Origin of the sequence: Bradyrhizobium sp. 613_E4_N2_2 (assembly GCF_052075995.1) — a bacterium.
GTDB lineage: Bacteria > Pseudomonadota > Alphaproteobacteria > Rhizobiales > Xanthobacteraceae > Bradyrhizobium > Bradyrhizobium barranii.
The window spans coordinates 5,457,862-5,479,881 of sequence record NZ_CP197234.1 but is presented as its reverse complement, the minus strand read 5'-3'; the positions used below and the strand labels follow the sequence as shown (position 1 = coordinate 5,479,881).

The following is a 22,020-nucleotide window of genomic DNA, read 5'->3' as shown; positions in this document are numbered from 1 at the left end:
GACCGCGCGCTTAGGCGCTCGCGCCCTTGGCCGCAACCAGTTCGTCGATGCGGGCGCACAGATTTTTCAGCACGAAATACTGCTCGGTGGTCGCCTTGCCGTCGTTGACCTCCTGGGTCCACTTTTCCAGCGGCAGCTTGATGCCGAACTGCTTGTCGATTGCGAACGCGATGTCCAGGAAATCGAGGCTGTCGATGCCGAGGTCATCGATGGCGTGGCTATCCGGCGTGATCGTGTCGCGCGGGATGTCGCAGGTTTCAGCGATGATCGTAGCGACCTGATCGAATGTGGAGGACATCACTAAGCCTTTGATATATTGCTGATATTTGTCTGAGGTTCCAGAGTGGAACGGTGGGTGGGCATCGCGCCCCGATGACGCCCTCAACCCCCCCTCTGGCCGGGTCGAAAGCCCGTATATCGGAGCGCCGCCCTGAGTTCAATGGAGCCGGGCGGCCCCGGCGACAGGGCTGGGGATGCCGTCGGCGGCCTTTTCACCCGGGGGGTGCCTAGATATGGGGCGTCGTGATCTTGGCGCAGTCGCGGCGGCCCATCAGCACGCAATCCTGGGTGCGGCGCAGGTCGGCAATGCTCACCGCGAGCCAGATCCCGATTGCGGTCAGCGCGATGGTGAAGGCGAGCGCCGCAATATTGGCGAGCATGCGGTGGCGGAAATTGTCCGGTTCCGGGCGGGGCTTCTCGTAGCGCGACAGGTCGAGCGGCTCGGGCGCGACGCGCAGCGGTTGGACGGTACCGCTGCCCCGTTGGACCGGCGGGGGAGACGCGTTGCGCGGCCTGAACTGGAGCACCCGGTGCTCGTCATCCGAGCTGATGGGCCGCTGTGTTTTCATGGTGAGGGGATCACTCCGAAGCAGCGGTTTTTAGATAGCATACGTCGTGAATGCCTTGCAGAAAATCTTCTCAACGCGCACGTGCATTGCGCTTTCGCACTATCTTGCATGGCATATTTCCGGAGCGGCTCGCGAGCGAACGCGCCGCCGGCTGTCAGGTCGGTGACAGGAAGCGGAGGTTGCGTTGCAGCAACAACCCCGAAGCATGCATCGCTGGCTCTCGTGAACATCTGCTTGTGATCTCCGCGGCCGGATCGAACGCATTTTGCCACCGCGGGGCCCGTGGCATAATCAGGGGAACCGGACCAACGGTTGCAACCATGTGAGGGGCCTTCATCATGACCACCACCAACGCGCGCGAACCGAGAGTGCATCCGGTGCCGATCCTGTCGCTCCGGCCGACGCAGATGACGGTCGGCATGCGCGAGGTCAAGGAGAAGCGCAAGCGCTGGCGCGAGCACGGCAAGAAGAAGCAGGCCGACCTGCTCGGCAATCACATGATCCCCGTCGTCTACGGACCGGACCAGCGCTACTACGTGATCGACCATCATCATCTCGGCCGCGCATTGCACGACGAGGGCGTCAAGGAAGTGCTGGTGACCGTGGTCGGCGACCTCAGAATGGTCGAGCGCGAGGCTTTCTGGGGCGTGATGGACAACAAGCGCTGGGTCTATCCTTACGATTCCAAGGGCGAGCGGCGTCCGTTCCGCGACTTGCCGAAATCGGTCGTCGATCTCAAGGATGATCCCTTCCGCAGTCTTGCCGGCGAGCTCCGCCGCATGGGCGGCTTCGCCAAGGACACCACGCCGTTCTCGGAATTCCTGTGGGCCGACTTTCTGCGCCGGAAACTGACGCGCAAGGCAGTCGATGCCAATTTCGACAAGGCGCTCGAGAAGGCCCTGTCCGCGGCCAAGACCAAGGACGCTATCTATCTGCCCGGCTGGTGCGGGCCGGCGGATGACGATTAGGCGCAACCGCTCGCATCAGTCGCGCTGAAAGATCTTGGCGCCGGGGTAGACGCGCCGGGCGTAGCTCACGACCAGCGCGCGGTCCTGGGTTGCCAGGAAGGGCGTTCGGATCTGGCACGAGCCGACGACGAGGTGCCATAGACCATTGAGCTTCCGGATGACGACGTTCATTTGAGCAATCCTCGATGACTCCGCATTCCCGCGAATACTGCTTATCGCGGCAGTCTTGCGATTCATGATCGTGGCCGCTGGCGTGAAATTCCCGGTAACGCTCGCGACCGTCGCAAGACAACGACGATGATTGTTAGTTGGTTACGGCGCGGCGGCCCGAGAAGCCGGATCTCATCACAGCCGCTTGAGCGAAGTCATTTTCCGCAGGGATGAAACCGTCCTGAAACAGAGCCACCCCATCTCTGTGGGGTAGTCGAGCTCACACAGGAGGCCGAAATGCGCCGTCTGGTTTTCGTAATCGCCTTGCTCGCAGTCGCCACAGCAGGAATCTCGGCATCGTTTGCTGCAGTTCGCCACGCCAAGACGCTGACATTCTCCGAGCGCTTTGCTCCGGCGCTCGAGTTGATGGCGCAGCGCTAGCGGCGTAGCGCCTCGCAGTCGCCGCTACGCAACGGTGGGACGATCACTTCTGGTGCTGCGGGCCGGGTGAGGACAGAAGGCGTTCGATCTCGGCGGCTGCCTCGCCGTCGCGCGCCTTCTGCAACAGTGTGTGGCGTTCGGTGCCGGCGGGCAGCTTCTTGGCCGCGGCGCGGGCGTCCTGCGTGAACCTGTTCAGGCGCTCCTGGAGTGACAGGGCCGGTCGCGTGCGGTTGCGCTTCTTGGTCATGGCTGCACCTTTCCGGCGCGAAGCCAACCATGGGGAGGCGAGTGGCGTCCTTAACTTTTGTTGGAACCGGGGGCGTGGATCGCGGGTTTTTCATTGCAGCGGCGCTTCGGCGCCAGGGATTGCAATACAGGTCCCACCTCATACCAACCGGAGCTAGCTCGCGTGCCTAGCGATACGATCCGTGCTGCGCTTGTCAGGCGTTTGCGTACATCTTCAGGCATCTCGGACGACGACGTGAAGGAGATCGAGGCGCTCCCAATCGCGGTTCGTCAATATCCGGCGGAGGCGCCCGTGGTGCGCGACGGCGAGCGCGCAACCGATTGCTGCCTGATCGCAGACGGCTTCTGTGCGCGTTCCAAGACGATAGCAAGCGGCAAGCGCCAGATCCTCTCCATCCACATCCCCGGCGAGATCCCCGACCTGATGAGCCTGTTCCTGCACGTGATGGATCACGATTTGTCGACGCTGACACCGTGCACGCTCGGCTTCATCAGTCACGAAACGCTGCGGAAATTGCACCAGCGCAGTCCAAGCGTCGCCGAGATGTTCTGGCGAGATACGCTGATCGACGCCGCCATGTTTCGCGAATGGATCGTCAATGTCGGCCAGCGTCCCGCGCCCGCAAGGCTTGCCCATGTCATGATCGAGCTGCGCGAACGCCTCCGGGTCATCGGGCGTCTTGACGGCAACAGCTTCGAGATGCCGCTGACCCAGGAGCAGATCGGCGAAGCCCTGGGAATCACCGGGGTGCACGCCAACCGCGTGATCAAGCAGTTGCGGCAGGAGGGCATCGTCGAGCTGCACCGCGGCCGCGTCACGGTGCTGGACGAGCGGAAATTTTTGGAACTTGCCGATTTCGACGGCCGTTACCTGCATCAGTCGCCAACGCTTTGAGGCGCGCAGGCGACTTGACCTACCGCAAATTCGTATCGGTGCAGGGCGCTATGGTCCATCGGCATGATTGCCGAACCGGTGTTGCCTGAATGTCGAGGGCGCAGGTGGCTCCGAGTCATGCTGACCCGGAGGCATCACCGTGAGCGCAATCTTTCGCATTCTCTTCATCGTTGCCGGTGCCATCACCGCGCTGTTCGTCGCGCGCGATGCCCTGAATTTCACGATCATCCAGACCTTCGTTGCCGTTCTGCTCGTCACCGCCATCGTCGGCGTCGGAAGCTTCTGGAGCCAGCGACGGAAAACGTGACGGATGTGAGAGCCGCGTGCTGGCGCAGCCGGCTAGGTCCGCGGCGGCGCGTCCGGAGACGTCTCAGCGGTGTGCGCATCCTCCTTGCCGCCGAGCACGCGGTGCAACCGTCGCTCGATGTGGCGGCCCACCGTCAGCAGCACGAAGGCGAGCGCCAGCGCGACGGCGACGATCTTCCACTGTCCGGCGCCGCAGACGATGCCGATGCAGGCTGCGAGAAAGGTGCAGGCGGCGCTGGTCAGCCCGCGGACGCGAAATCCCATGCTTTGATGCACGATGACGCCGGCACCGAGAAAGCCGATGCCGGTGAGGATGCCCTGGATGACGCGGCTGACGGCATCGGCGACCCTGGTTGGCTCGGCGAGCTGCAGGGCGAGCAGAACCACGGTCGCCGTGGAGAGCCCGACGATGCCGAGCGTCTTCAGCCCGATCGGCTTGCCGTGCAGGTCGCGGTCGAGGCCGATCGCGCCGGCGGCGACGGTCGCGGCACCGAGACGAGCAAGGATTTCGGGCCAGTCGAGCTCCGTCATTTTTTCGGCAAGCGCCCCATCAGGTAAAACTCCTCGTTCGGCCTCATGCCGGTGAAGTTTGCCAGCCGGTTGGACAGCGCGAAGAAGGCGGAGATTGCGGCAATGTCCCAGATGTCGTCGTCGCTGAAGCCGTGCGGTGCAAGCGCCCCGAAGTCCTCCTCGGAGACGCGCTGTGCGTCGGCCGAGACCTTCATCGCGAAATCGAGCATCGCCTTTTGCCGCGGCGTGATGTCGGCCTTGCGGTAGTTCACAGCGACCTGGTCGGCGATCAGCGGGTTCTTGGCGCGAATGCGCAGGATCGCGCCGTGCGCGATCACGCAATACTGGCACTGGTTGGCCGCCGAGGTCGCGACCACGATCATCTCGCGCTCGGCCTTGGTGAGGCCGCCGTCCTTCTCCATCAGCGCGTCGTGATAGGCGAAGAACGCGCGGAACTCGTCGGGCCGGTAGGCCAGCGTCAGGAACACGTTCGGCACGAAGCCGCTCTTCTCCTGCACGGCGAGCAGGCGCGTGCGGATGTCGTCGGGGAGCGTGTCGAGGGCGGGTGCGGGGAAGCGTTTTGAAGGAGGAGGGGACATGACAATGTTCCGGATGGGGCTCTCGGGGAAACGCGGAACATAGTCGATCGCAGTCCTTCGCGCAAAGCGCTTGCGCGGACTACATCCTGGCCAGTGCAGAGAGAGCCGAGGCTCTCAAAGAGTCTTCAAATATTCGAGGAGTGCCTTCTTTTCGTCGTCGCGCAAGCGCGTGCCATAGTCATGCCCGCATCGGCTGTTTCCTGAATTGAGGTCATTGCAATCGGTGACCGGACGATTTGGCCCCTCTTGTGTGACGTCAAGACCAACATTTTTGATGTCGTATCTCGCGCCAACTTTGAATTGTGACATACGCTTCGCAGGCGGTACGAGCAATTCCGCCAATGTCGGCACCGAGCCGTTGTGCAAGTAAGGCGCCGCGGCCCAAATTCCCTCCAGCACGCGAGCTTCATACTCGCCTCTGTTGAGGGTCCGCTCAAGAAGCGTCCCCGGTTCGATCGTCAGGCTTTCTGGCTGGCCCGGAGGTTGCGCGCTGCTGGGCGGCGCGATGGACGCCTTGACCGGAGCCGGTGACAGAGAGAGGGATGTGGAGGGCGCCTTTTGGGCGTTGGGAGGCAACGAGGAGCCAAAGCCGTCACCGGAGCCGACGTCGCTCCCCAAAAACAGCTTATTGTCGAGGATCGCTCCGGCGACTGCACTGAACATCATGTGGACGGCATAATCCTCCTCCTCGAGGTGCCTGGCGATCAACGGGATACCTGCTCCCTTCAGCGCGCCGGTCTTCACCCTCCAACCAAGCTCGTCGAATTGACGTGTGTCGGTGCCGACGTTCTGAACCGGCGTCACCCACGTCGTAACAAACAGGTCGCGCAGGGCACGGACTTCCTTCTTCTCGTGACACCCCTTGCTGCACTGCCTCTCGAAGATTTTTTGACCGTCTTTAGCCAGCTTCGAGTCGATAGGCCAATCTGATGGCCATTTTGGCGGGCCCATCTTCAGGAGCAATTCCTCAAGTCGTTTCAGTCCATCGAAGTTGATGGAGTTGGCATAGTTGAAGAACGGGCCGAACGAGCGCCTTGGTTCGAAGTTGCCGAATGCGAGAGCCTGTCCCGCGTTCCGGGCTAGTGCGAAGACGCGGTTTCCATTCAACACAAAACCGGCCCAGTCGGTCTGGTTCTGCATCGGTGAATTCCACAGGAAAGGATAGCGCACCGGAGCATCGCCAATCTTCATGTTCTCCGGGATCAAAAAATCGGGCGGCGGCCCAACGTCGGTGCCGGATATGCGGTTGAAGATGATCCCGATCGCGTCCAGACGTCCGGGGCCCCAACCAACTGGCGGCAATGTACCGGTCACGAATGCATGAACGCGCCGGTGCCATGCATCAACCCTCTGACGTAGTGCGGCAACATCGGCAGCAGAAGGTGTCGCAGGTTGGGAGACGGCCGCAGCAAATGCAGCGAATGCCGTGTCGCTGGCGGTTACGTCTCCTACCGCCTTGTCCAGGTCGCTCAGGAACTCCTGGAAATCCATAAAGGCCGGACCGCCATCGATGCGGTAAGTCTTGCCCTCCACTTCAACCTGCCGCGTGTGGCACGCGGAGCATGTTATCCCGACCATCGGGGACTCTGCGGGACCTGTGGTGTGGAGGCCGACGGGGAGGTTGGCCTTATTGTCCGGATTTGGGAGAAAGCCGTATCGGGTAAGACCATCCGAGAGGAACGGTTGTCCGTCCTTCGCTTTCAATGCCCGTAACCAGGTGAGGTTGATTAAGCGGGAGCCTTGGTCGCGCGTGTAGTAGTCAGCCCTGTCTTCCGCTGTCCATGTCGGGCCTTGGTCGACATATATCGGATCGCCGAGAGCGGTCTCAATTCCCGAACTTGCGGCGACGACCAGCGCAAAGCGAATGAGGAAAGCGACACGACGCATCGCATGAGCCTCCGTGAACTACAATTGAACCACCCATTTTCTCGAAATCAGAATTTGTGGAGATATGCGCAGCTCGGCGAGACGCAGCTCGCCCGGTAGCGACGAGAGCTGTCAGAAATAGCCGTCCGATGCTCGAGATTGTACTTCTTGGCAAAGTCCCGTCAAGGTCGTTGCTCCGGGTCGGAGCCCCGGATTGCATGCCGCGCCCGTTGAAGCGCGGCGAGCCCACGAAACGGGCCCGGTGAACTGGTGTGTCTCGACACGAGCGGCCTTGCTAAACCGCGAGCCGGGATCCGTCCCAGGCAACAATGCCAAACTGATCGCAAATCGCGTGCATCTCGGCGAGATCCTTAGCGACGCGGGCGGTGCCAGGCTTCGCCTCGGCGAGCAGTCGCCCCCTCAAACCAAGACATTCGACAATCAGCCATGGATTCCTGATGGTCCTGGCGATGGAAAGAGCAGCATCCAGGGCGCTCAGGCCACGTTCGGATTTCCCGTCCCGAACGAGAGCCTCAGAGTAACCCGCATAGAGAAGGCAGAGCTCGATCTGGCCTGTCCGCAGATGCGTGCCGCTCTCCATACAAGCGTCTATCAGGTCGACGGCCTGATGTGCCTGGCCTGTTCGTGCCAGAGCGGTCGCCATTGCTCCGGTCAGGTTCGCCTTGCTGGCATCGTAGCCGTTACGTTCGACGATCTCCCTTGCAATCGACAAGCATTCGACAGCCTGGTCATTTCGATGGAGCATGAGGAGATTTCGTCCCATCGTGATGCGGGCGAGCACTTGCCCATATGAATCCTGTTCGCGAACTGCGATCTCCAATGCACGCAATGCGAATCCGAGCGCCTCCGCATATTGACCTGTTGCATTCATGAACCAGCTCCTGAATGCCAAAACCGTGCATTTTGGACCGGCCGGTGTCCCGAGACGGGCAGTCTCGAGTTCTCCTGTGAGCATTTCATTCAGTTCGTCCATCGCCGCAATCGCGCGATGGACGTGGCCCATGCTGTGCAACACATTTGCCATGATGGTCTGATTTGAAAATATGAGTGCGGTCGATTTCAGCGCTCGAGCCGTTCTCAATCCCTCGCTCGTTATTTGCAGCCCTTCTTCATACCGGCCCTCAAACCAGTAGACCATCCCGAGTTGCGACTGGACGCTGCACACGTGAGCAATCCTGCCTTGGCGCCGCGCCAGCTCCAACGTTCGTGGCAAATGCATATTTACTTTTTTGAATTCGCCGAGTTGCAGCATCGAAGCGAAGCTCATTCGACCGAAGTCGACATATTTTTCTTCGGCGGCTTCCCCAAGACGCTCGATGAGCTTGATCGCCCGGTCGTATATCAAACTGAGCGATGAGGCTGCGGCGTTCCGGCGCGCTTCGACGGCGGCGTCCCAGAGATAGCCAAGTGCAGCATCAGCATCTCCGGATTCCTCTGCATGAAAGGCCAACTGTTCGTAACGACCATCCAGATTCGGGTAGCGCCGAATGATCGCCTGGACAGCGGCCTGGTGAATTTCCAGGCGCCGGCCACGCGGTATCGTGTTTGCACAGGCCTCGGCGATGATCTGATGCCGGAAACGCACGGAGTTACCCGCAAGCGGATGAACAAAAGCAAATCGGGCAAGCTCGAACAACGCAGTCAGCAGCTCGCCTACGTCCACGCCGAGCACCGTCGTGGCCAATTGGATTTCTACCTCCTGTCCCAGCAGGCTGAGCGTCTGCACGAATGCCTTCAACTTCGGAGAAAGTCGTTGCAGCCGCGCATGAATCACGGACTCGACGCTCTGAGGCAGCGAATGTTCGCTCGTTGCGTTCGTCGCGTCCGCCGAGCGCAAGAACTCTTCCAATACGAAGGGGACGCCGTCGGCGCGATCGATTGCTCTCGCAAACACGGTGGGGGATCGAGTTTTCGGCCACAATTGGCGTCCCAAAGCCTCCATGCAGGCCCGCGACAGCGGTTGCAGATGAATGAGCGAGTCCGCAATCTCCATGGACTGGTCTGATGATTCCGGACGTCCGGTCAGCAATATGCAAAGCGGCTGTGGAGTACTTGCGCGCGCGAGCAATTTCAGGAAATGGCGGCTTTCCGGATCGATCCACTGGAGGTCTTCGATCAGCAAGAGAGTTGGTCTATCAAGCGCCAACGCGAGGAAGGCATTGACAAGTGCACGTGCAATTTGCGTTTGCGTATTGTCGGTCAATCGTTGGCGAGAGGACGCTTTTCCGGCGATGAATAGGGCTTCGAGCTTTCTGCGATCGCCTGCCTCGACGTGCAGTTCCGCGAGAGCCTCGCGAATATGTTCATCCGAAGATGAGCTGTTTGCAGCGAGCATGTCGCCCACCAAGGTGCGGGCGGCGGCGAATGCGGTGGCACGTTTCTGTACGCCGCCATAAAAGACGCAGCATCTCACGTCGGATGTCAGTGCCTCGGTCATTACGGCTGTCGCAAGGCGGCTCTTGCCGATACCTGGTTCGCCCAGCAGCGTGACGGAGCAGCTTTTGGCGCCCGGGCGCGGGAGGAGCTCCCGAAGCGCCGCAAGTTCGTCGACCCGATTCACGATCGGATTTTGATAGCGGCTGGCGATTTCGTTGTGATCGACATCGTCCGGCCGGGCATTCAGCGTGTAGGCCTCGATGACCCGATCGGCGATTCCCGAAGTCGTCTTGTGTGCCGCAAGTTCGAGTGGCGATCGGCACAGCTTTGCGGTTTCGGCGCTAACCCTGATCTCGCCTGCCGCCGCTTCCTGCTGCAGCTTGGCAGCAACGTGCACGGTCGCTCCGGCAACGTCGAAGCGGGCGATGGCATTTTTGCCGCCTATGCGTAAGCCGACCAGGCCGGAGTGAAGTCCGACGCGAAAGTTGACCGGATCTCCCCTGGGGCCGGTCGACTGGCTATGACTCTGAATGTCCCAGGCTGCGATGCACGCACGATCCGCATGATCCTCATATGCGGTTGGCCAGCCGAATATGGCAATGCCACCGTCTCCCGCATAGTGGACAATCTGTCCCCCGAGACGCTCCACGGAGCTGCGGATGTGATCCAGCCACTGGTCCAAAAACGCTTGAGCTTCATCGGGATCGCAAGCCGCGATGTGGCGAGTTGAACCCACCATGTCGACGGCGAGCACCGTTATGATGTTACGATCCGCAATATTGGCACCGCCCACGGACATCTTCGCGCCCCGCGTGCTCAAACCGGCTCTAAAAGGCAAGGGTAGCACGAAGGACAAGCCTTGGGCTATCCGCGAGACGCGGCCTTGAGCCGCGATATCCGGGGGCATTCCCCGTCTTTCACGACTGTCCGCTGTTCGGGAAATTCCAGAGGCGATCGTGATTGAATCGAGGGGCCGCGGCGTACTGGATGCTCCGGTCAAGCCGGGGCATGACAGCGGAATTTGCCGAAGCGGTGTCCGTTCCTTACCGCAGTGGCTTCTTCAGCAGCGAGAAGCGATCCGGGTCCAGCCCCATCGAGGGCTGCAGCATCGGCGCTTCGGCGGTCGCGAGCGTCTTTGCGGGCGGCTGCGAGAACACCGGGTCGTTCGGCACGTCGCGTTGCGAGGTGGCGCCGCGCCAGCGCTCGAGCACGGCGCCGACGAAATGCATGTCGTGACCGGAGGTGACCGACGGCACGCTTGAGATGGTGGCTTCGCCGCGCGGCAATTGGTGCGGCGGCACCTCCTTGAAGCGCAGGCGGGTCGGCAGCGCGACGCCTTCGCCGAACGCCAGGACTTCGCGGGTACCGAGTGATGGCACGAAGGACAGCAGGTTCGCGGCCGCATCCGACACCGCGGCGCGCAACAGCGCCTGGTCGCGCTCGTTGGCCAGACGCATCGTGAACAGCGTGTTGCACTGGGAGATAATGGTGGCGTCGAGTTCGGCCGGACGTTGGGTGATGAGGCCGAGATAGACGCCGTATTTGCGGCCTTCCTTGGCGATGCGCGACACCGCCTTGCGGGTCGGCCCGAAGCCGACATTGCGGTCGGCGGAGGCGTAGCGGTGCGCCTCTTCGCAGACGAACAGCATCGGCGACACGCCGTCGCTCCACAGGCCGAAGTCGAAGGCCATGCGGCACAGCACCGAGACGACGGAATCGATGACCTCGGCCGGGAAGCCGGCGAGCTGCATCACCGTCATCGGCTTGCCGTTGGCGGGCAGGCGGAACAGATGGCTGATCACCTCGGCCATGGTGTCGCCGCCGACATTGGCGTTGTCGAACATGAAGGCGTAGCGCGGGTCGTTGCGGACGGCCTCGATGCGCGAGATCAGCTTGTGATAGATGATGCGCGAGGAGCGGTTTTCCAGCTTGCCCATGCGCTCGTCGATCAGCGAGATCAAATCGACCAGGCGGTACGGCACCGGCGTGTCGACGGTGAAGCCGACCTGCTTGGGATCGATGCGCTTCAGGCCGAGCCGATCGGTGTTCTGATACTGGGTGTAGATGCCCTTGGCGATCGGAATCACCTCGGCGAGGACGTCGAGCTCCTCGGGCACGCCGGCGCGGCCGCCGAACAGCACGTCGACGATTTCCTCGAAGTTGAACAGCCAGAACGGCAGCTTCAGGTTCCGCGGGTTGAGCACCAGCGCGCGGTCGCCGAAGCAGCGGCCATATTCGTTGTGCACGTCGAGCAGGAATATGCGCAGGTTCGGGCGTGATTTCAGGATCTCGTTGAGCAGCAGCGACACGCCGGTGGATTTGCCGACGCCGGTCGATCCCAGCACCGCGAAATGCTTGGAGAGCATTTCCTCGACGTCGACATAGGCGACGACGGAGCGATCCTGCTGGAGGAAGCCGACATTGATCTGGTCCGATCCGGTCGGCGCGTAGATCGTGCGCAGCTCCTGGCTCGTGATCAGGTCGACGGAATCGCCGATGGTCGGATAGTTGGTGACGCCGCGCTGAAACTTGGCCTTGTCGGCGGCGTTGTGGATTTCGCCGAGCAGGTCGACCGACGCGATGGCGATGTAGTCAGAGCTCGAGAGGTTCTCGCAGGACACCTCGGTGATCATGGCGACGATCACCGAGCTGGCGCAGCGGATGCTGACGAAACGGCCGACGGTGGCCCGAATTTCCGAGACCGGCATCTGGCTTGCCGCCAGTAGCCCGACCCGGGCGAGCGACCCGCGTACCGAAATCACGCGTCCAAAGGATGTCACGATGAATGAACCTGGCATGAGCAAGGGGTTTAACCCTGACTATGCGCGCCGCGGCTGGACAAACGGTTAAACGGCAGGCGCGGGGGCTTTGTTAAATCTGCGACAATTCGGTTGAGAGATTTGCTCCTAATGCATACTTGCGGGCGGAATCGGTAGGGGAATGCCGCTTTTCTAGGCCGATAGGCCCGACAGCGCTTAAGGAAGATTTTACCATTCGGCCAGTCGGTCCGCCGTTCGGGGATGGAGGTCATCCCGGCTGGCGCGTCACTCGATCCGGGCGGCCATGTTTTGATTTGTTGACGGGACCTAATCATTTGTACATTAGTACAAATGAACCTGCGGCCTGGATGCCGCCCCCGTACGCTCGAGCGCGTTTGCAGCCTTGCGTCCGGTTGCGCGATCCGGTCCGGCGGATCGCAGCCACGCCTGGAGGAAAGTATGCAGCCCGAACCGATCCTCGATCTTGCTCATCTCGGCCACATGGAGCTGTTGACGCCGAAGCCCGACGAGAGCCTGAAATTCTTCGTCGACGTCATGGGCATGACCGTGAGCGGGCAGAAGGGCGAGTCGGTTTACCTGCGCGGCTGGGACGATTATGAGCGCTATTCGCTCAAGCTGACGGCGTCGAAGACATCGGGCATGGAACATATGGCGCTGCGCGCGCGCAGCCAGCAGGCGCTGGAGCGCCGCGTCGCCGCGCTCAAAGGCTCCGGCTTCGACATCGGCTGGATCGACGGCGACATGGGGCAGGGGCCGACCTTCCGCTGCCGCGACCCTGATGGCCACATCGTCGAGCTCTATTACGAGACCGAATGGTACCAGGCGCCGCCAGAGCTTAGACCTGCGCTGAAGAACCAGGCGCAACGCTTTCCTGCGCGCGGCGTCAACGTTCGCCGTCTCGACCACCTCAACTGCCTCGCCGTCGACATCAAGGCCAACCGCGAGTTCTTCGAGAACTATCTCGGCTGCCGCCTCACCGAACAGATCGTGCTCAACGACGGGCGGGAAGCGGCGATGTGGCTGACGATGTCGAACAAGAGCTACGATTTTGCCTATTCGCTCGATCATTCCGGCACGCCCGGCCGCTTTCACCATGTCACCTACGCGCTCGACAGCCGCGAGGAGATTTTGCGCGCCGCCGATATCTTCCTGGAGAACGGCGTGCACATCGAGACCGGCCCGCACAAGCACGCGATCCAGCAGACCTTCTTCCTCTATGTCTACGAGCCCGGCGGCAACCGCGTCGAGGTCGCCAACGCCGGCGCGCGCCTCATCCTCGCGCCCGACTGGAAGCCGATCGTGTGGACCGAGGAGGAGCGCAAGAAGGGCCAGGCCTGGGGTTTGAAGACGATCGAGTCGTTCCACACCCACGGCACACCGCCGGTGGAGGCGAAGAAGCACGGCTAGACCCGGACCCGAAGGGCCGCGTTAGCGCAAAGTGTGAAGCGGTTTTCCGATTAGGTCATGCTCCAAACATCAATGCGTTGAGGTGCGCACCCGGGCGATCGTCTCGCGGACGCCGGTCCAGGCCGGTTTGTCCGGCGCGAACTGCTTGCGCAGGAAGCTGACGAGTTCTTCGACCTGCACGTCGCTCATGCTGTTCTTGAAGGCGGGCATGTAGCCGAGATCGCTCGACACCGGCTCGGCGATGCCTTGCAGGATGACCTGCACGAGATTGTCAGATGTCGCGCTGTGCAGATTGCTGTTGAGCGCGAGCGAGGGCCGAGTTCCGAACAGCGGCAGGCCGCCGACCTCGTGGCAGACGGCGCAGGCGCCCTGATAGAGCCGCGCGCCGGTGGAAGGCGCAACCGTGACCCGCGTTGAGCTTTCAAGCTTTGCGGCAAGCGCATCCTGGCCCCGCGTATCGATCGCGGTGTCATTGAACGAGTTGAGATAGACCGCCATCGCGCGGATGTCGGGGTCGGGCAGGGCTTTGAGATCCCTGACGATCGGCGCCATCGGACCGGCCGCGACGCCGTGATAACGCGACTGGCCGGTGCGCAAATAGGCGAAGAGTTCGTCTTCACTCCATGGAATCGGCGCATGCGAGAGCGAGGTCAGGGCCGGCGCCTCCCAGCCCTCGGCAAATCCGCCGGCGAGATAGGCATTGCGCTGCTCGGCACCGAGCGCGTTGCGAGGCGAATGACACGCACTGCAATGGCCGAGGCTCTCGACGAGATAGGCGCCGCGGTTCCACTGCTCGGATTTGGCGGGATCGGGCTTGAATTCGCTCGTCCTGTGGAACAGGGCATTCCAGCCCGCAAGCAGCGGGCGGAGGTTGAACGGGAAGGCGAGCGCATTCGCCGGCGCCGTGGCGCGCACCGAAGGCTGAGCCATCAGGTAGGCGTAGAGCGCCTGCATGTCGGCATCGCTGGTCCTGGCAAAGTGCGGATAGGGGAAGGCGGGATAGAGCTGCCGTCCGTCGCGATGCAGCCCGTCGCGCATCGCGCGCTCGAAGGCGGGATAGGACCAGGCGCCGATGCCGGTCTCGACGTCAGGCGTGATGTTGGTTGAGTAGATCGTGCCGAACGGCGTCTGAAGTGCGCGGCCGCCGGCGTTGAGCACGCCATTGAGGCTGGTGTGGCACTCCGCGCAATTGCCGAGTGCTGCGAGTTGCTCTCCGCGCGCGATCGTCGCCGCGGAATAGACCGAGGCATCAGGCCGCGCGATCGGCGCGATGGCGCGTCCGGGCAAGAGGGCCGCGCCGACGCCGATCGCGGCGGTGCAGACGGCCGCGATCGTCGCGAAGATGCCGGCGCGCTTGGCGAACGGATTCTGCCAGATGCGTGACGGCGGCGGCGCAGCGGGCGCGGGCAGGGCTTGCGGCACGGGCGATGTTTCAGCGTGCAGCCCCCTCAGGATACGCTCGGGCGTGAACGGCGGCTCGCGGAAGCGCACGCCGGTGGCATCGAAGATCGCGTTGGCGATCGCGGCTGCGCTCGGCACCGAGGCGGACTCGCCGACGCCGAGCGGCGGCTGGTCCTGACGCGGCAACATCAGCACGTCGATCTTGGGCACGTCGGGGAACGGGATGATCGGATAAGCGCCCCATTCGCGCGCCGCCACCGCGCCGCGCTCGAACGAAACCTCCTCCATCAGCGCGCGGCTGGTGGACTGGATGACGTTGCCGTGGATCTGGTGGCGCACGCCGTCCGGATTGATCATCAGGCCGGAGTCCTGCCCGGCGACGACGCGCGTGACGCTGACATCGCCGGTGGACTTGTTCACCGCAACGTCGGCGACCCAGGCCGACCACGCCGCGCCATAGCCGGGAAACTTGCTGTGGACATAGAGCGCATAGGCAAAGCCACGCCCGTGCACGACGTCGCCGTCTTTCTCTTCACGGACAGGCCGGGGCGTCCAGCCCGCGCGCTCGGCCACCGCATTGACGAGATCGACGGCGCGCTGGTCCTTCAGGTAACGCAGGCGGTATTCGATCGGATCGACACCGGCCTCGGTCGCGGCCTCATCGATATAGGATTCATGCGCGAACGTGTTCGGCAGCGCCGAGACACCGCGAAACCAGGACGCGCGCACGATCGGCGCCATGTCGTGGGCGACGACGCGCATGTGGTCGTAGTCGTAAGGCGGAATCGCGGTGCGGTCGCCCATCTGGAGCACATCGGCCACCGGCGAGATTCGCCCCGTCAACAGCAGCGCCAATGTCGGCGCAGCGTTGGAAGGGTAGCGCGTGGCGAGGTCGTAGCCGGCGACGCCGCCGTCCGCGTCGAGCCCGCCATTGACGTCGATGAGCTGCGCTGTGCCCTTGGGCTCCCAGGCGTGCTCCTGCTCGCGCGTCAGCTGCACGCGTACAGGGCGGCCGACGGCGCGCGACAGCAGCAGCGCGTCCGCGGTGACGTCATCGGCGCAGTTGCGGCCGTAGCAGCCGGCGGCCTCCAGGCGGATCACCTCGATCTCGCTCTCGGGACGCTCGAGCAGGAGCGCCAGATCGCTGCGCAGCACGTGCGGGTTCTGCGTGCCCGACCAGACACGGATGTTGCCGTCCTGGACGTCGGCGACCGCGCAAGAGGGGCCGATCGACGCATGCATCTGGTACGGCCACACATAAGTGCGCTGCATCGGCTTGGCCGCGCCTGATATCGCCTTATCGACATCGCCCTTGTCGATCAGCGTGCGCGGCGTCGACGGGTTGGCGCGCAGCGCGGTCTCGACATCGGCGAGATCGGTCAGACCAGGCGTCGGCTTCCAGCGCACCGCCAGCTGCTCCGCCGCGCGGATCGCGTTCTCCTCGCGCTCGGCGACCACGCCGACGAAATCGCCGATGCGCACGACGGCAATGATGCCGGGAATGTCGCGTACCGAGGCCTCATCCACCGCGATCAGGCTGGTGCCGACGAACGGCCCGGCATCGACGCCGGCATAGGGCGGACGCACCACCCGGCCGTGCAGCATACCGGGCACCCTAACGTCGTGCACGAAGGTCAGCTCGCCCGTCGCCTTGGCGGGCAGGTCGACGCGCGGCGTCGACTGGCCGACGATGGCGTAGTCGCCGACGGGCTTGAGCGCGACGTCGTCGGCAAGCTCGAGGCGAATGGTCTCGCCGCCGATCAGTTCGCCATAGCTGACGCTGCGGTTGTGCCCGCGGACGAGGCCGTCTTCGATCTTGAGGTCGCTGGCCGGCAGCTCCAGCCGCTCGGCTGCGCGCGCGATCAGAAAGTGCCGCGCTTGCGCGGCGGCCTTGCGCAGGGGAACGGCGGTGATCTGGATGGTCTCGCTCGCGATCGTCGCGCCCTGGTTTGGCACCACGGCGGTGTCGCCGAGCACCACGACGACGCGCGCAAAGGAGACGTCGAGCTCCTCGGCGACGATCTGGCCGAGTGCGGTGCGGATCCCGGTGCCGAGATCGACATGACCGTTATAGGCCGAGACCGATCCATCCGCGGTGATGCGGACAAACGTCTCGGACGTGACTTCGTCCACGGTGCGGACGACGACGAGCGAACCCGACTGCCGCTCAGCTCCGTTCGAAAGAGGGGAGGCCATCAATCAACGGCCTCAGTGATCTGGCCGGATGCGCGCATCACCGCGCGCAGGATCTCGACATGCGTGCCGCAGCGGCAGAGATTGTAGCGCAGCGCCGCGAGCGCCTCCTGCTCTGAAGGCTGCGGGTTGATCGCAAGTAGAGCCTTGGTGGTCATGATCATGCCGTTGAGGCAATAGCCGCATTGCGCGGCCTGCTCGTCGATGAAGGCCTGCTGCACCACATCCGGCTTGTCGCGCGTGCCGAGCCCTTCGAGCGTCAGGATGTCGCGGCCTGCGCAGCCGCTGAGGGGAATCACGCAGGAGCGCGCGGCCTGCCCGTCGATCAGGACAGTGCAGGTGCCGCATTCGCCCAAGCCGCAGCCATATTTCGGACCGTTGAGCGCGAGATCGTTGCGCAGCACATAGAGCAGCGGCGTCTGCGGCGCTGCCGTGATCTCGTGGATCCTGCCGTTCACGGTGAGGCGGATCGGTGTCTGCGTCATCCTCGTTCCCAAGCCCGTGGCCAAGTGCTCGTCAAAACCTACGTCGCGACGATACCGTTTGTACACAAACGTGCAAGCCGCGCATGCCGCACTGCAGCGCGACTGCCTTCTTTGTGGACAGAGCGGATAGGCAATTGGGGTTTTATGCGGCAGCCGCATCTTTTGCGCCGCACCGCCGCTTGACAGCCTTCGGGAGGGCGCGCAACATCGTTCGTATACGAATGATAACCGCAGTCGACTGGCTTTGGACATGGTGACTGAAACGACGAGCGCCGCCATCGACAAGATCCGTTGCGATGCCTGTCCGGTGATGTGCTACATCAAGCCGGGCGCGGCGGGCGCCTGCGACCGCTATGCCAACCACGACGGCAAGCTCGTCCGCGTCGACCCCCACGTGATCCTGGAACGCACCGTCTCGCACGGCGGCAAGCTCGTTCCGTTCAGCCGCACCGAAGACTGGGACGGCAAGATCGTCCACGAGCCCTCAACCTTTGTCACCGCGATCGGCGCGGGCACGACCTATCCCGACTACAAGCCGGCGCCGTTCATCGTCTCGTCCGAGATCGATGGCGTCGACATGGTGACTGTCGTCACCGAGGGCATCTTCTCCTATTGCGGCATCAAGGTGAAGATCGACACCGACCGCTATCTCGGCCCGGAAACCGCGACCGTTCGCGCGCAGGGCGAGGCGGTCGGCCACGTCACGACCAGCGAATATGGCTCGCAGATGCTGTCGCTCGGCGGCGTGCATCATCTCACCGGCGGCTCCAAGAAAGAGGGCCGCGTCACCTGTGACACGCTGATGGATCTCGCCAATTGCAAGGCGGTTGAGCTGACCATCGACGGCGGCGCCAGCGTGGTGGTGCAGGCCGGCCAACCGCCGATCGTCAACGGCATGAAAGAGGAGCGCATGCGCGTCGGCTGCGGCTCGGCGACGATCGGCATGTTCGCCAAGCAATGGCACGGCAAGGTCGACGAGGTCGTCGTCGTCGACGACCACATCACCGGCGTGCTCTCGGAGCACCAGGCCGGCAAGCTGCTCGACATCGCCGACACCGGCATCAAGATGAAGGGCCGTCGCTCGACGCCGGGCCGCTATTTCCAGGTCGCCGATCCCGGCACGGGCTGGGGCGGCACCAACATCTCCGATCCGCTGGCGATCCTTGGACCGTTTGACGCGAAGGAGGCCAAGGCTGGCCTCTCCATGCTGATGGTCTCCACGACCGGCGAGCATTCGTCTTACTATGTGCTCGACGAGGCCCTGAGGCCGGTCGAGACCGAGATGCCTGATGACCTGAAGTTCTCGGTTGAGCGCATCCAGGAGAATTGCGAACCGGCGCTGTGCACGGTGCTGTTCATGGCCGGTGCCGGCGGCTCGCTGCGTGCGGGCGTCACCGACAATCCGGTGCGGCTGACGCGTTCGGTGAAGGACGCGCTGACGCGCGTCACCAGCGGCGGCGCGCCTGTTTATGTCTGGCCGGGCGGCGGCATCACCTACATGGTCGATGTGACGCAGATGCCTTCAGGCGCGTTCGGTTATGTTCCGACGCCGGCGCTGGTCGCACCGATCGAGTTCACGATGAAGCTGTCCGACTACGCCGCGCTCGGCGGGCACATGGATCATGTGAAGCCGCTGTCCGAGGTGCAGAGCGGTGACGACGTCCGCCAATTGCCTTGGCAGAACCCGATTCCGGGGCGCTGGGCATGACCAGGCTCCCGCAAATCGCATTGCTGTCTGGTGGCCGGCGGCTGCATTTGCAGGATGGACCGATTGATCTGATCGTGGAGGCGAGGGGGCGCGCGGACGCAGTGCGTGCGGCCTATGAGGCGGCGGCGCAGCGATTCACCGGACTGCTCGACGAACTCTGCGCGGAATTGCCGGAACTGCGGACGGCCGCTGAGAAGCAGACTTCGCTGAAGGGCGTGGTGGCGCGTCGGATGCACGCTGCTGTCGCACCCTATGCCGCCGATTGCTTCATTACGCCGATGGCCGCGGTTGCCGGTAGCGTTGCAGAGGAGATTCTTGGCGCCATGCTGGGCGCTGCGGCGCTCGATCAGGCCTATGTCAACAATGGCGGCGATATCGCGCTGCATCTCGGCGAGGGCGAGCATTTTTCGGTAGGCCTGATGGACCGGCCTGATCGTGACGGCGTGCTGCGCAAGATGAGGGTCTACTCAGGTGATCCCGTGCGCGGCATCGCGACCAGCGGGCGTCACGGCCGCAGCTTTTCGCTCGGCATTGCCGACGCGGTCACGGTGCTGGCTGCCACCGCATCGCAGGCCGATGCGGCCGCGACGGTCATCGCCAATGCCGTCGATCTGCCCGGGCATCCCGGCATCATCAGAAAGCCTGCGAACGAGCTTCAGCCCGACAGCGATCTCGGCGCGCGTCTCGTCACCCGCGATGTCGGTGAATTGTCGCAGAACGAGGTCGCGGCCGCACTGGAATCTGGCGCGGAATGTGCACGGCAATTGTTCGATCGCGGATTGATCGAGGGTGCCGTGTTGCAGCTTTGTGGTGATATGCTTGTCATCGGAACCAGGGATATAGAAGAGCAACGAACGCGCCCGCTCATGCTGGAGAACGCGGTCTATGCCTGAACAGGGAAGCGAAACATGAGCGCGATCATCCGCAAGATCGTCACGGTCGTCGAAGAGACGCAGATGGAAATGGGCCGCCAGGTCTCGCCGCCGACGCGGCGCGCCGCGGCGATCGCCGTGATCGAAAATCCCTTTGCCGGCAAATATGTCGAGGATCTCTCGCCCCTGATCGCCATCGGCGAGGAGCTCGGCGATCTCCTGGCGAAGCGCGCGGTGGCGGCGCTGGGCATCGATGGCGCGAAGGCGCAGAGCTACGGCAAGGCCGCGGCGGTCGGCGAGAACGGCGAGCTGGAGCATGCGGCGGCTATCCTGCATCCGAAGATGGGCGCTCCGGTGCGCAAGGTCCTGAGCAAGGGCGCGGCGCTGATCCCGTCGTCGAAGAAGCGCAGCGGCCCGGGCACGACGCTGGACATTCCGCTCGGGCACAAGGACGCCGCCTTCGTGCGCAGCCATTTTGACGGCATGGAGGTGCAGATCAACGATGCGCCGCGCGCCAACGAGATCATGGTCGCGGTCGCCGTCACCGATAGCGGCCGACCCTTGCCGCGTGTCGGCGGGCTGACGGTTGCGGAAGTGAAGGGTGAAGACGGTTTGAAATAGAGTTTGAACCGGGGAGGCGGGCATGGCTTCTCCGACAAGATCACGCTGAAGACGTAGAGAGTTCAAAACTGGAGGTTGGGATGCGAGCGAGAAACACTTTTGTGGGCGCGGCCTTCGCGCTGCTGGCGGGCGGCATGGCTCATTCGGCCGTGGCGCAGGAGATCAAGATCGGCGAGATCAACAGCTACTCGCTGTTGCCGGCGTTCACCGAGCCCTATCGCAAGGGCTGGCAGCTCGCAGTCGAACAGGTCAACGCGGCCGGCGGCATCAACGGCAAGAAGCTCGTCGTCGTCTCCAAGGACGACGGCGGCAAGCCGGCCGATGCGCAGACCGCTGCCAACGAGCTCGTCTCCAGCGAGGGGGTTGCGATGCTGACGGGGACGTTCCTGTCGAACATCGGCCTCGCCGTCAGCGACTTCGCCAACCAGAAGAAGGTGTTCTTCCTCGCGGCCGAGCCGCTGACGGATGCCATCACCTGGTCCAAGGGCAACAAGTACACCTTCCGTCTGCGCCCCTCCAACTACATGCAGGCGGCGATGCTGGTGGAAGCAGCCAGCAAGCTGCCGGCCAAGCGCTGGGCGACCATCGCGCCGAACTATGAATACGGCCAGTCCGCAGTCACGGTGTTCAAGAAGCTGATGTCGGAGAAGCGTCCTGATATCCAGTGGGTCGACGAGCAGTGGCCGCCGCAGGGCAAGATCGACGCGGGTCCGGTGGTGCAGGCGGTTGGCGCAGCCAATCCCGAAGCGATCCTCAACGTCACCTTCGGCGCCGACCTTGTGAAGCTCGTGCGTGAAGGCAACACCCGCGGCCTGTTCAAGGGGCGCGAGGTCGTCTCGTTCCTGACCGGCGAGCCCGAATACCTCGATCCGCTCAAGGACGAGACGCCGGAGGGCTGGATCGTCACCGGCTATCCCTGGTACTCGATCAAGACGCCCGAGCATGACGCGTTCCTGAAGGCCTACGAGGCCAAGTACAACGATTATCCGCGCCTGGGCTCGATCGTCGGTTACCAGACCATCAAGGCGGCCGCTGCGATCCTTGCGAAGGCCGGCTCGACCGATCCGGAGAAACTGATCGCCGCGGCGGAAGGGCTGTCGATGCCGTCGCCGTTCGGCGAGATCACCTTCCGCAAGATCGACCACCAGTCGACGCTCGGTGCCTATGTCGGCAAGACCGCGCTGAAGGACGGCAAGGGCGTGATGGTGGATTCTTCTTACAAGAAGGGCTCGGACTATCTGCCGAGTGACGCGGAAGTCGAGAAGCTGCGTCCGAAGGATTGATGTGACGAGAAACCGGGGCCTCGTGGTTCGAGACGCGCGGCGTT

21 protein-coding genes are annotated in these 22,020 nt (G+C 63.3%); 10 read left to right on the top strand and 11 right to left on the bottom strand.

Annotated features, from left to right (window positions below; translation table 11 throughout):
* Positions 1-10 precede the first annotated feature (10 nt).
* Together AB7290_RS26555 and AB7290_RS26550 are read right to left on the bottom strand one after the other, a co-directional pair.
* Positions 11-298 (bottom strand): acyl carrier protein, encoded by a 288-nt coding sequence (locus AB7290_RS26555; RefSeq protein ID WP_007592476.1) that lies wholly within the window; start codon positions 296-298, stop codon positions 11-13.
* 208 nt (positions 299-506) lie between these two features.
* Positions 507-848, bottom strand: a complete 342-nt coding sequence (locus tag AB7290_RS26550) for a hypothetical protein (protein ID WP_063983965.1) — start codon at positions 846-848, stop codon at positions 507-509.
* A 338-nt stretch (positions 849-1,186) separates the two neighbouring features.
* On the opposite strand from AB7290_RS26550, the gene AB7290_RS26545 reads away from it, so the two are divergent.
* Positions 1,187-1,816 (top strand): ParB-like protein, encoded by a 630-nt coding sequence (locus AB7290_RS26545; RefSeq protein ID WP_085404818.1) that lies wholly within the window; start codon positions 1,187-1,189, stop codon positions 1,814-1,816.
* Between the two features lie 15 nt (positions 1,817-1,831).
* Here the strand turns inward: AB7290_RS26545 and AB7290_RS26540 are convergent, their stop codons facing one another.
* The gene (locus AB7290_RS26540; protein WP_166352319.1) at positions 1,832-1,987 is read right to left on the bottom strand and encodes a hypothetical protein; all 156 of its coding nucleotides are present in this window, start codon (positions 1,985-1,987) and stop codon (positions 1,832-1,834) included.
* 276 nt (positions 1,988-2,263) lie between these two features.
* Here AB7290_RS26540 and AB7290_RS26535 point away from each other — a divergent pair, with 276 nt between their 5' ends.
* Complete coding sequence (locus AB7290_RS26535; RefSeq protein WP_166094525.1) at positions 2,264-2,407, top strand: hypothetical protein; 144 nt, start codon at positions 2,264-2,266, stop codon at positions 2,405-2,407.
* A 43-nt stretch (positions 2,408-2,450) separates the two neighbouring features.
* Here the strand turns inward: AB7290_RS26535 and AB7290_RS26530 are convergent, their stop codons facing one another.
* Positions 2,451-2,654: a hypothetical protein gene (locus AB7290_RS26530; RefSeq protein ID WP_085404817.1), complete on the bottom strand. Its 204-nt coding sequence runs from the start codon at positions 2,652-2,654 to the stop codon at positions 2,451-2,453.
* 162 nt (positions 2,655-2,816) lie between these two features.
* Here AB7290_RS26530 and AB7290_RS26525 point away from each other — a divergent pair, with 162 nt between their 5' ends.
* Both AB7290_RS26525 and AB7290_RS26520 read left to right on the top strand, forming a co-directional pair.
* Complete coding sequence (locus tag AB7290_RS26525; protein ID WP_085404816.1) at positions 2,817-3,548, top strand: Crp/Fnr family transcriptional regulator; 732 nt, start codon at positions 2,817-2,819, stop codon at positions 3,546-3,548.
* A 139-nt stretch (positions 3,549-3,687) separates the two neighbouring features.
* Positions 3,688-3,855: a hypothetical protein gene (locus tag AB7290_RS26520; RefSeq protein ID WP_166094532.1), complete on the top strand. Its 168-nt coding sequence runs from the start codon at positions 3,688-3,690 to the stop codon at positions 3,853-3,855.
* 32 nt (positions 3,856-3,887) lie between these two features.
* Here the strand turns inward: AB7290_RS26520 and AB7290_RS26515 are convergent, their stop codons facing one another.
* From AB7290_RS26515 to AB7290_RS26495, 5 genes are all read right to left on the bottom strand, one after another.
* Positions 3,888-4,385 (bottom strand): MgtC/SapB family protein, encoded by a 498-nt coding sequence (locus tag AB7290_RS26515; RefSeq protein ID WP_085404815.1) that lies wholly within the window; start codon positions 4,383-4,385, stop codon positions 3,888-3,890.
* Positions 4,382-4,963, bottom strand: a complete 582-nt coding sequence (locus AB7290_RS26510; RefSeq protein WP_085404814.1) for a peroxidase-related enzyme — start codon at positions 4,961-4,963, stop codon at positions 4,382-4,384. The genes AB7290_RS26515 and AB7290_RS26510 overlap by 4 nt, the downstream gene beginning before the upstream one ends.
* 114 nt (positions 4,964-5,077) lie before the next feature.
* The gene (locus tag AB7290_RS26505) at positions 5,078-6,850 is read right to left on the bottom strand and encodes a di-heme-cytochrome C peroxidase (RefSeq protein WP_244623120.1); all 1,773 of its coding nucleotides are present in this window, start codon (positions 6,848-6,850) and stop codon (positions 5,078-5,080) included.
* Positions 6,851-7,124: 274 nt separating this feature from the next.
* Complete coding sequence (locus AB7290_RS26500) at positions 7,125-10,019, bottom strand: ATP-binding protein (RefSeq protein ID WP_441254157.1); 2,895 nt, start codon at positions 10,017-10,019, stop codon at positions 7,125-7,127.
* A gap of 250 nt (positions 10,020-10,269) precedes the next feature.
* On the bottom strand, positions 10,270-11,859 hold the full coding sequence (locus AB7290_RS26495; protein WP_224580704.1) for an ATP-binding protein: 1,590 nt from the start codon (positions 11,857-11,859) through the stop codon (positions 10,270-10,272).
* Here AB7290_RS26495 and AB7290_RS26490 point away from each other — a divergent pair.
* Both AB7290_RS26490 and AB7290_RS26485 read left to right on the top strand, forming a co-directional pair.
* On the top strand, positions 11,858-12,076 hold the full coding sequence (locus AB7290_RS26490; protein ID WP_244623119.1) for a hypothetical protein: 219 nt from the start codon (positions 11,858-11,860) through the stop codon (positions 12,074-12,076). The genes AB7290_RS26495 and AB7290_RS26490 overlap by 2 nt on opposite strands.
* A 368-nt stretch (positions 12,077-12,444) precedes the next feature.
* A complete protein-coding gene (locus AB7290_RS26485) occupies positions 12,445-13,413 on the top strand; it encodes a catechol 2,3-dioxygenase (RefSeq protein ID WP_038955078.1) in 969 nt (322 codons plus the stop codon).
* A 69-nt stretch (positions 13,414-13,482) separates the two neighbouring features.
* Here AB7290_RS26485 and AB7290_RS26480 read toward each other — a convergent pair whose 3' ends face one another.
* Positions 13,483-17,010, bottom strand: a complete 3,528-nt coding sequence (locus tag AB7290_RS26480; RefSeq protein WP_085404811.1) for a molybdopterin cofactor-binding domain-containing protein — start codon at positions 17,008-17,010, stop codon at positions 13,483-13,485.
* The gene (locus AB7290_RS26475; protein ID WP_085404810.1) at positions 17,010-17,492 is read right to left on the bottom strand and encodes a (2Fe-2S)-binding protein; all 483 of its coding nucleotides are present in this window, start codon (positions 17,490-17,492) and stop codon (positions 17,010-17,012) included. The genes AB7290_RS26480 and AB7290_RS26475 overlap by 1 nt, the downstream gene beginning before the upstream one ends.
* Before the next feature lie 250 nt (positions 17,493-17,742).
* Here AB7290_RS26475 and AB7290_RS26470 point away from each other — a divergent pair, with 250 nt between their 5' ends.
* The 4 genes from AB7290_RS26470 to AB7290_RS26455 all read left to right on the top strand — a co-directional run bounded on the left by AB7290_RS26470 (position 17,743) and on the right by AB7290_RS26455 (position 21,976).
* Positions 17,743-19,200, top strand: coding sequence for a 6-hydroxynicotinate reductase (locus tag AB7290_RS26470; RefSeq protein WP_085404809.1), 1,458 nt, complete (start codon positions 17,743-17,745; stop codon positions 19,198-19,200).
* On the top strand, positions 19,197-20,093 hold the full coding sequence (locus tag AB7290_RS26465; RefSeq protein WP_085404808.1) for a UPF0280 family protein: 897 nt from the start codon (positions 19,197-19,199) through the stop codon (positions 20,091-20,093). The genes AB7290_RS26470 and AB7290_RS26465 overlap by 4 nt, the downstream gene beginning before the upstream one ends.
* Before the next feature lie 15 nt (positions 20,094-20,108).
* Positions 20,109-20,693: an amino acid synthesis family protein gene (locus AB7290_RS26460; RefSeq protein ID WP_085404807.1), complete on the top strand. Its 585-nt coding sequence runs from the start codon at positions 20,109-20,111 to the stop codon at positions 20,691-20,693.
* Positions 20,694-20,773: 80 nt separating this feature from the next.
* Positions 20,774-21,976, top strand: coding sequence for an ABC transporter substrate-binding protein (locus AB7290_RS26455; RefSeq protein ID WP_085404806.1), 1,203 nt, complete (start codon positions 20,774-20,776; stop codon positions 21,974-21,976).
* Positions 21,977-22,020 lie beyond the last annotated feature (44 nt).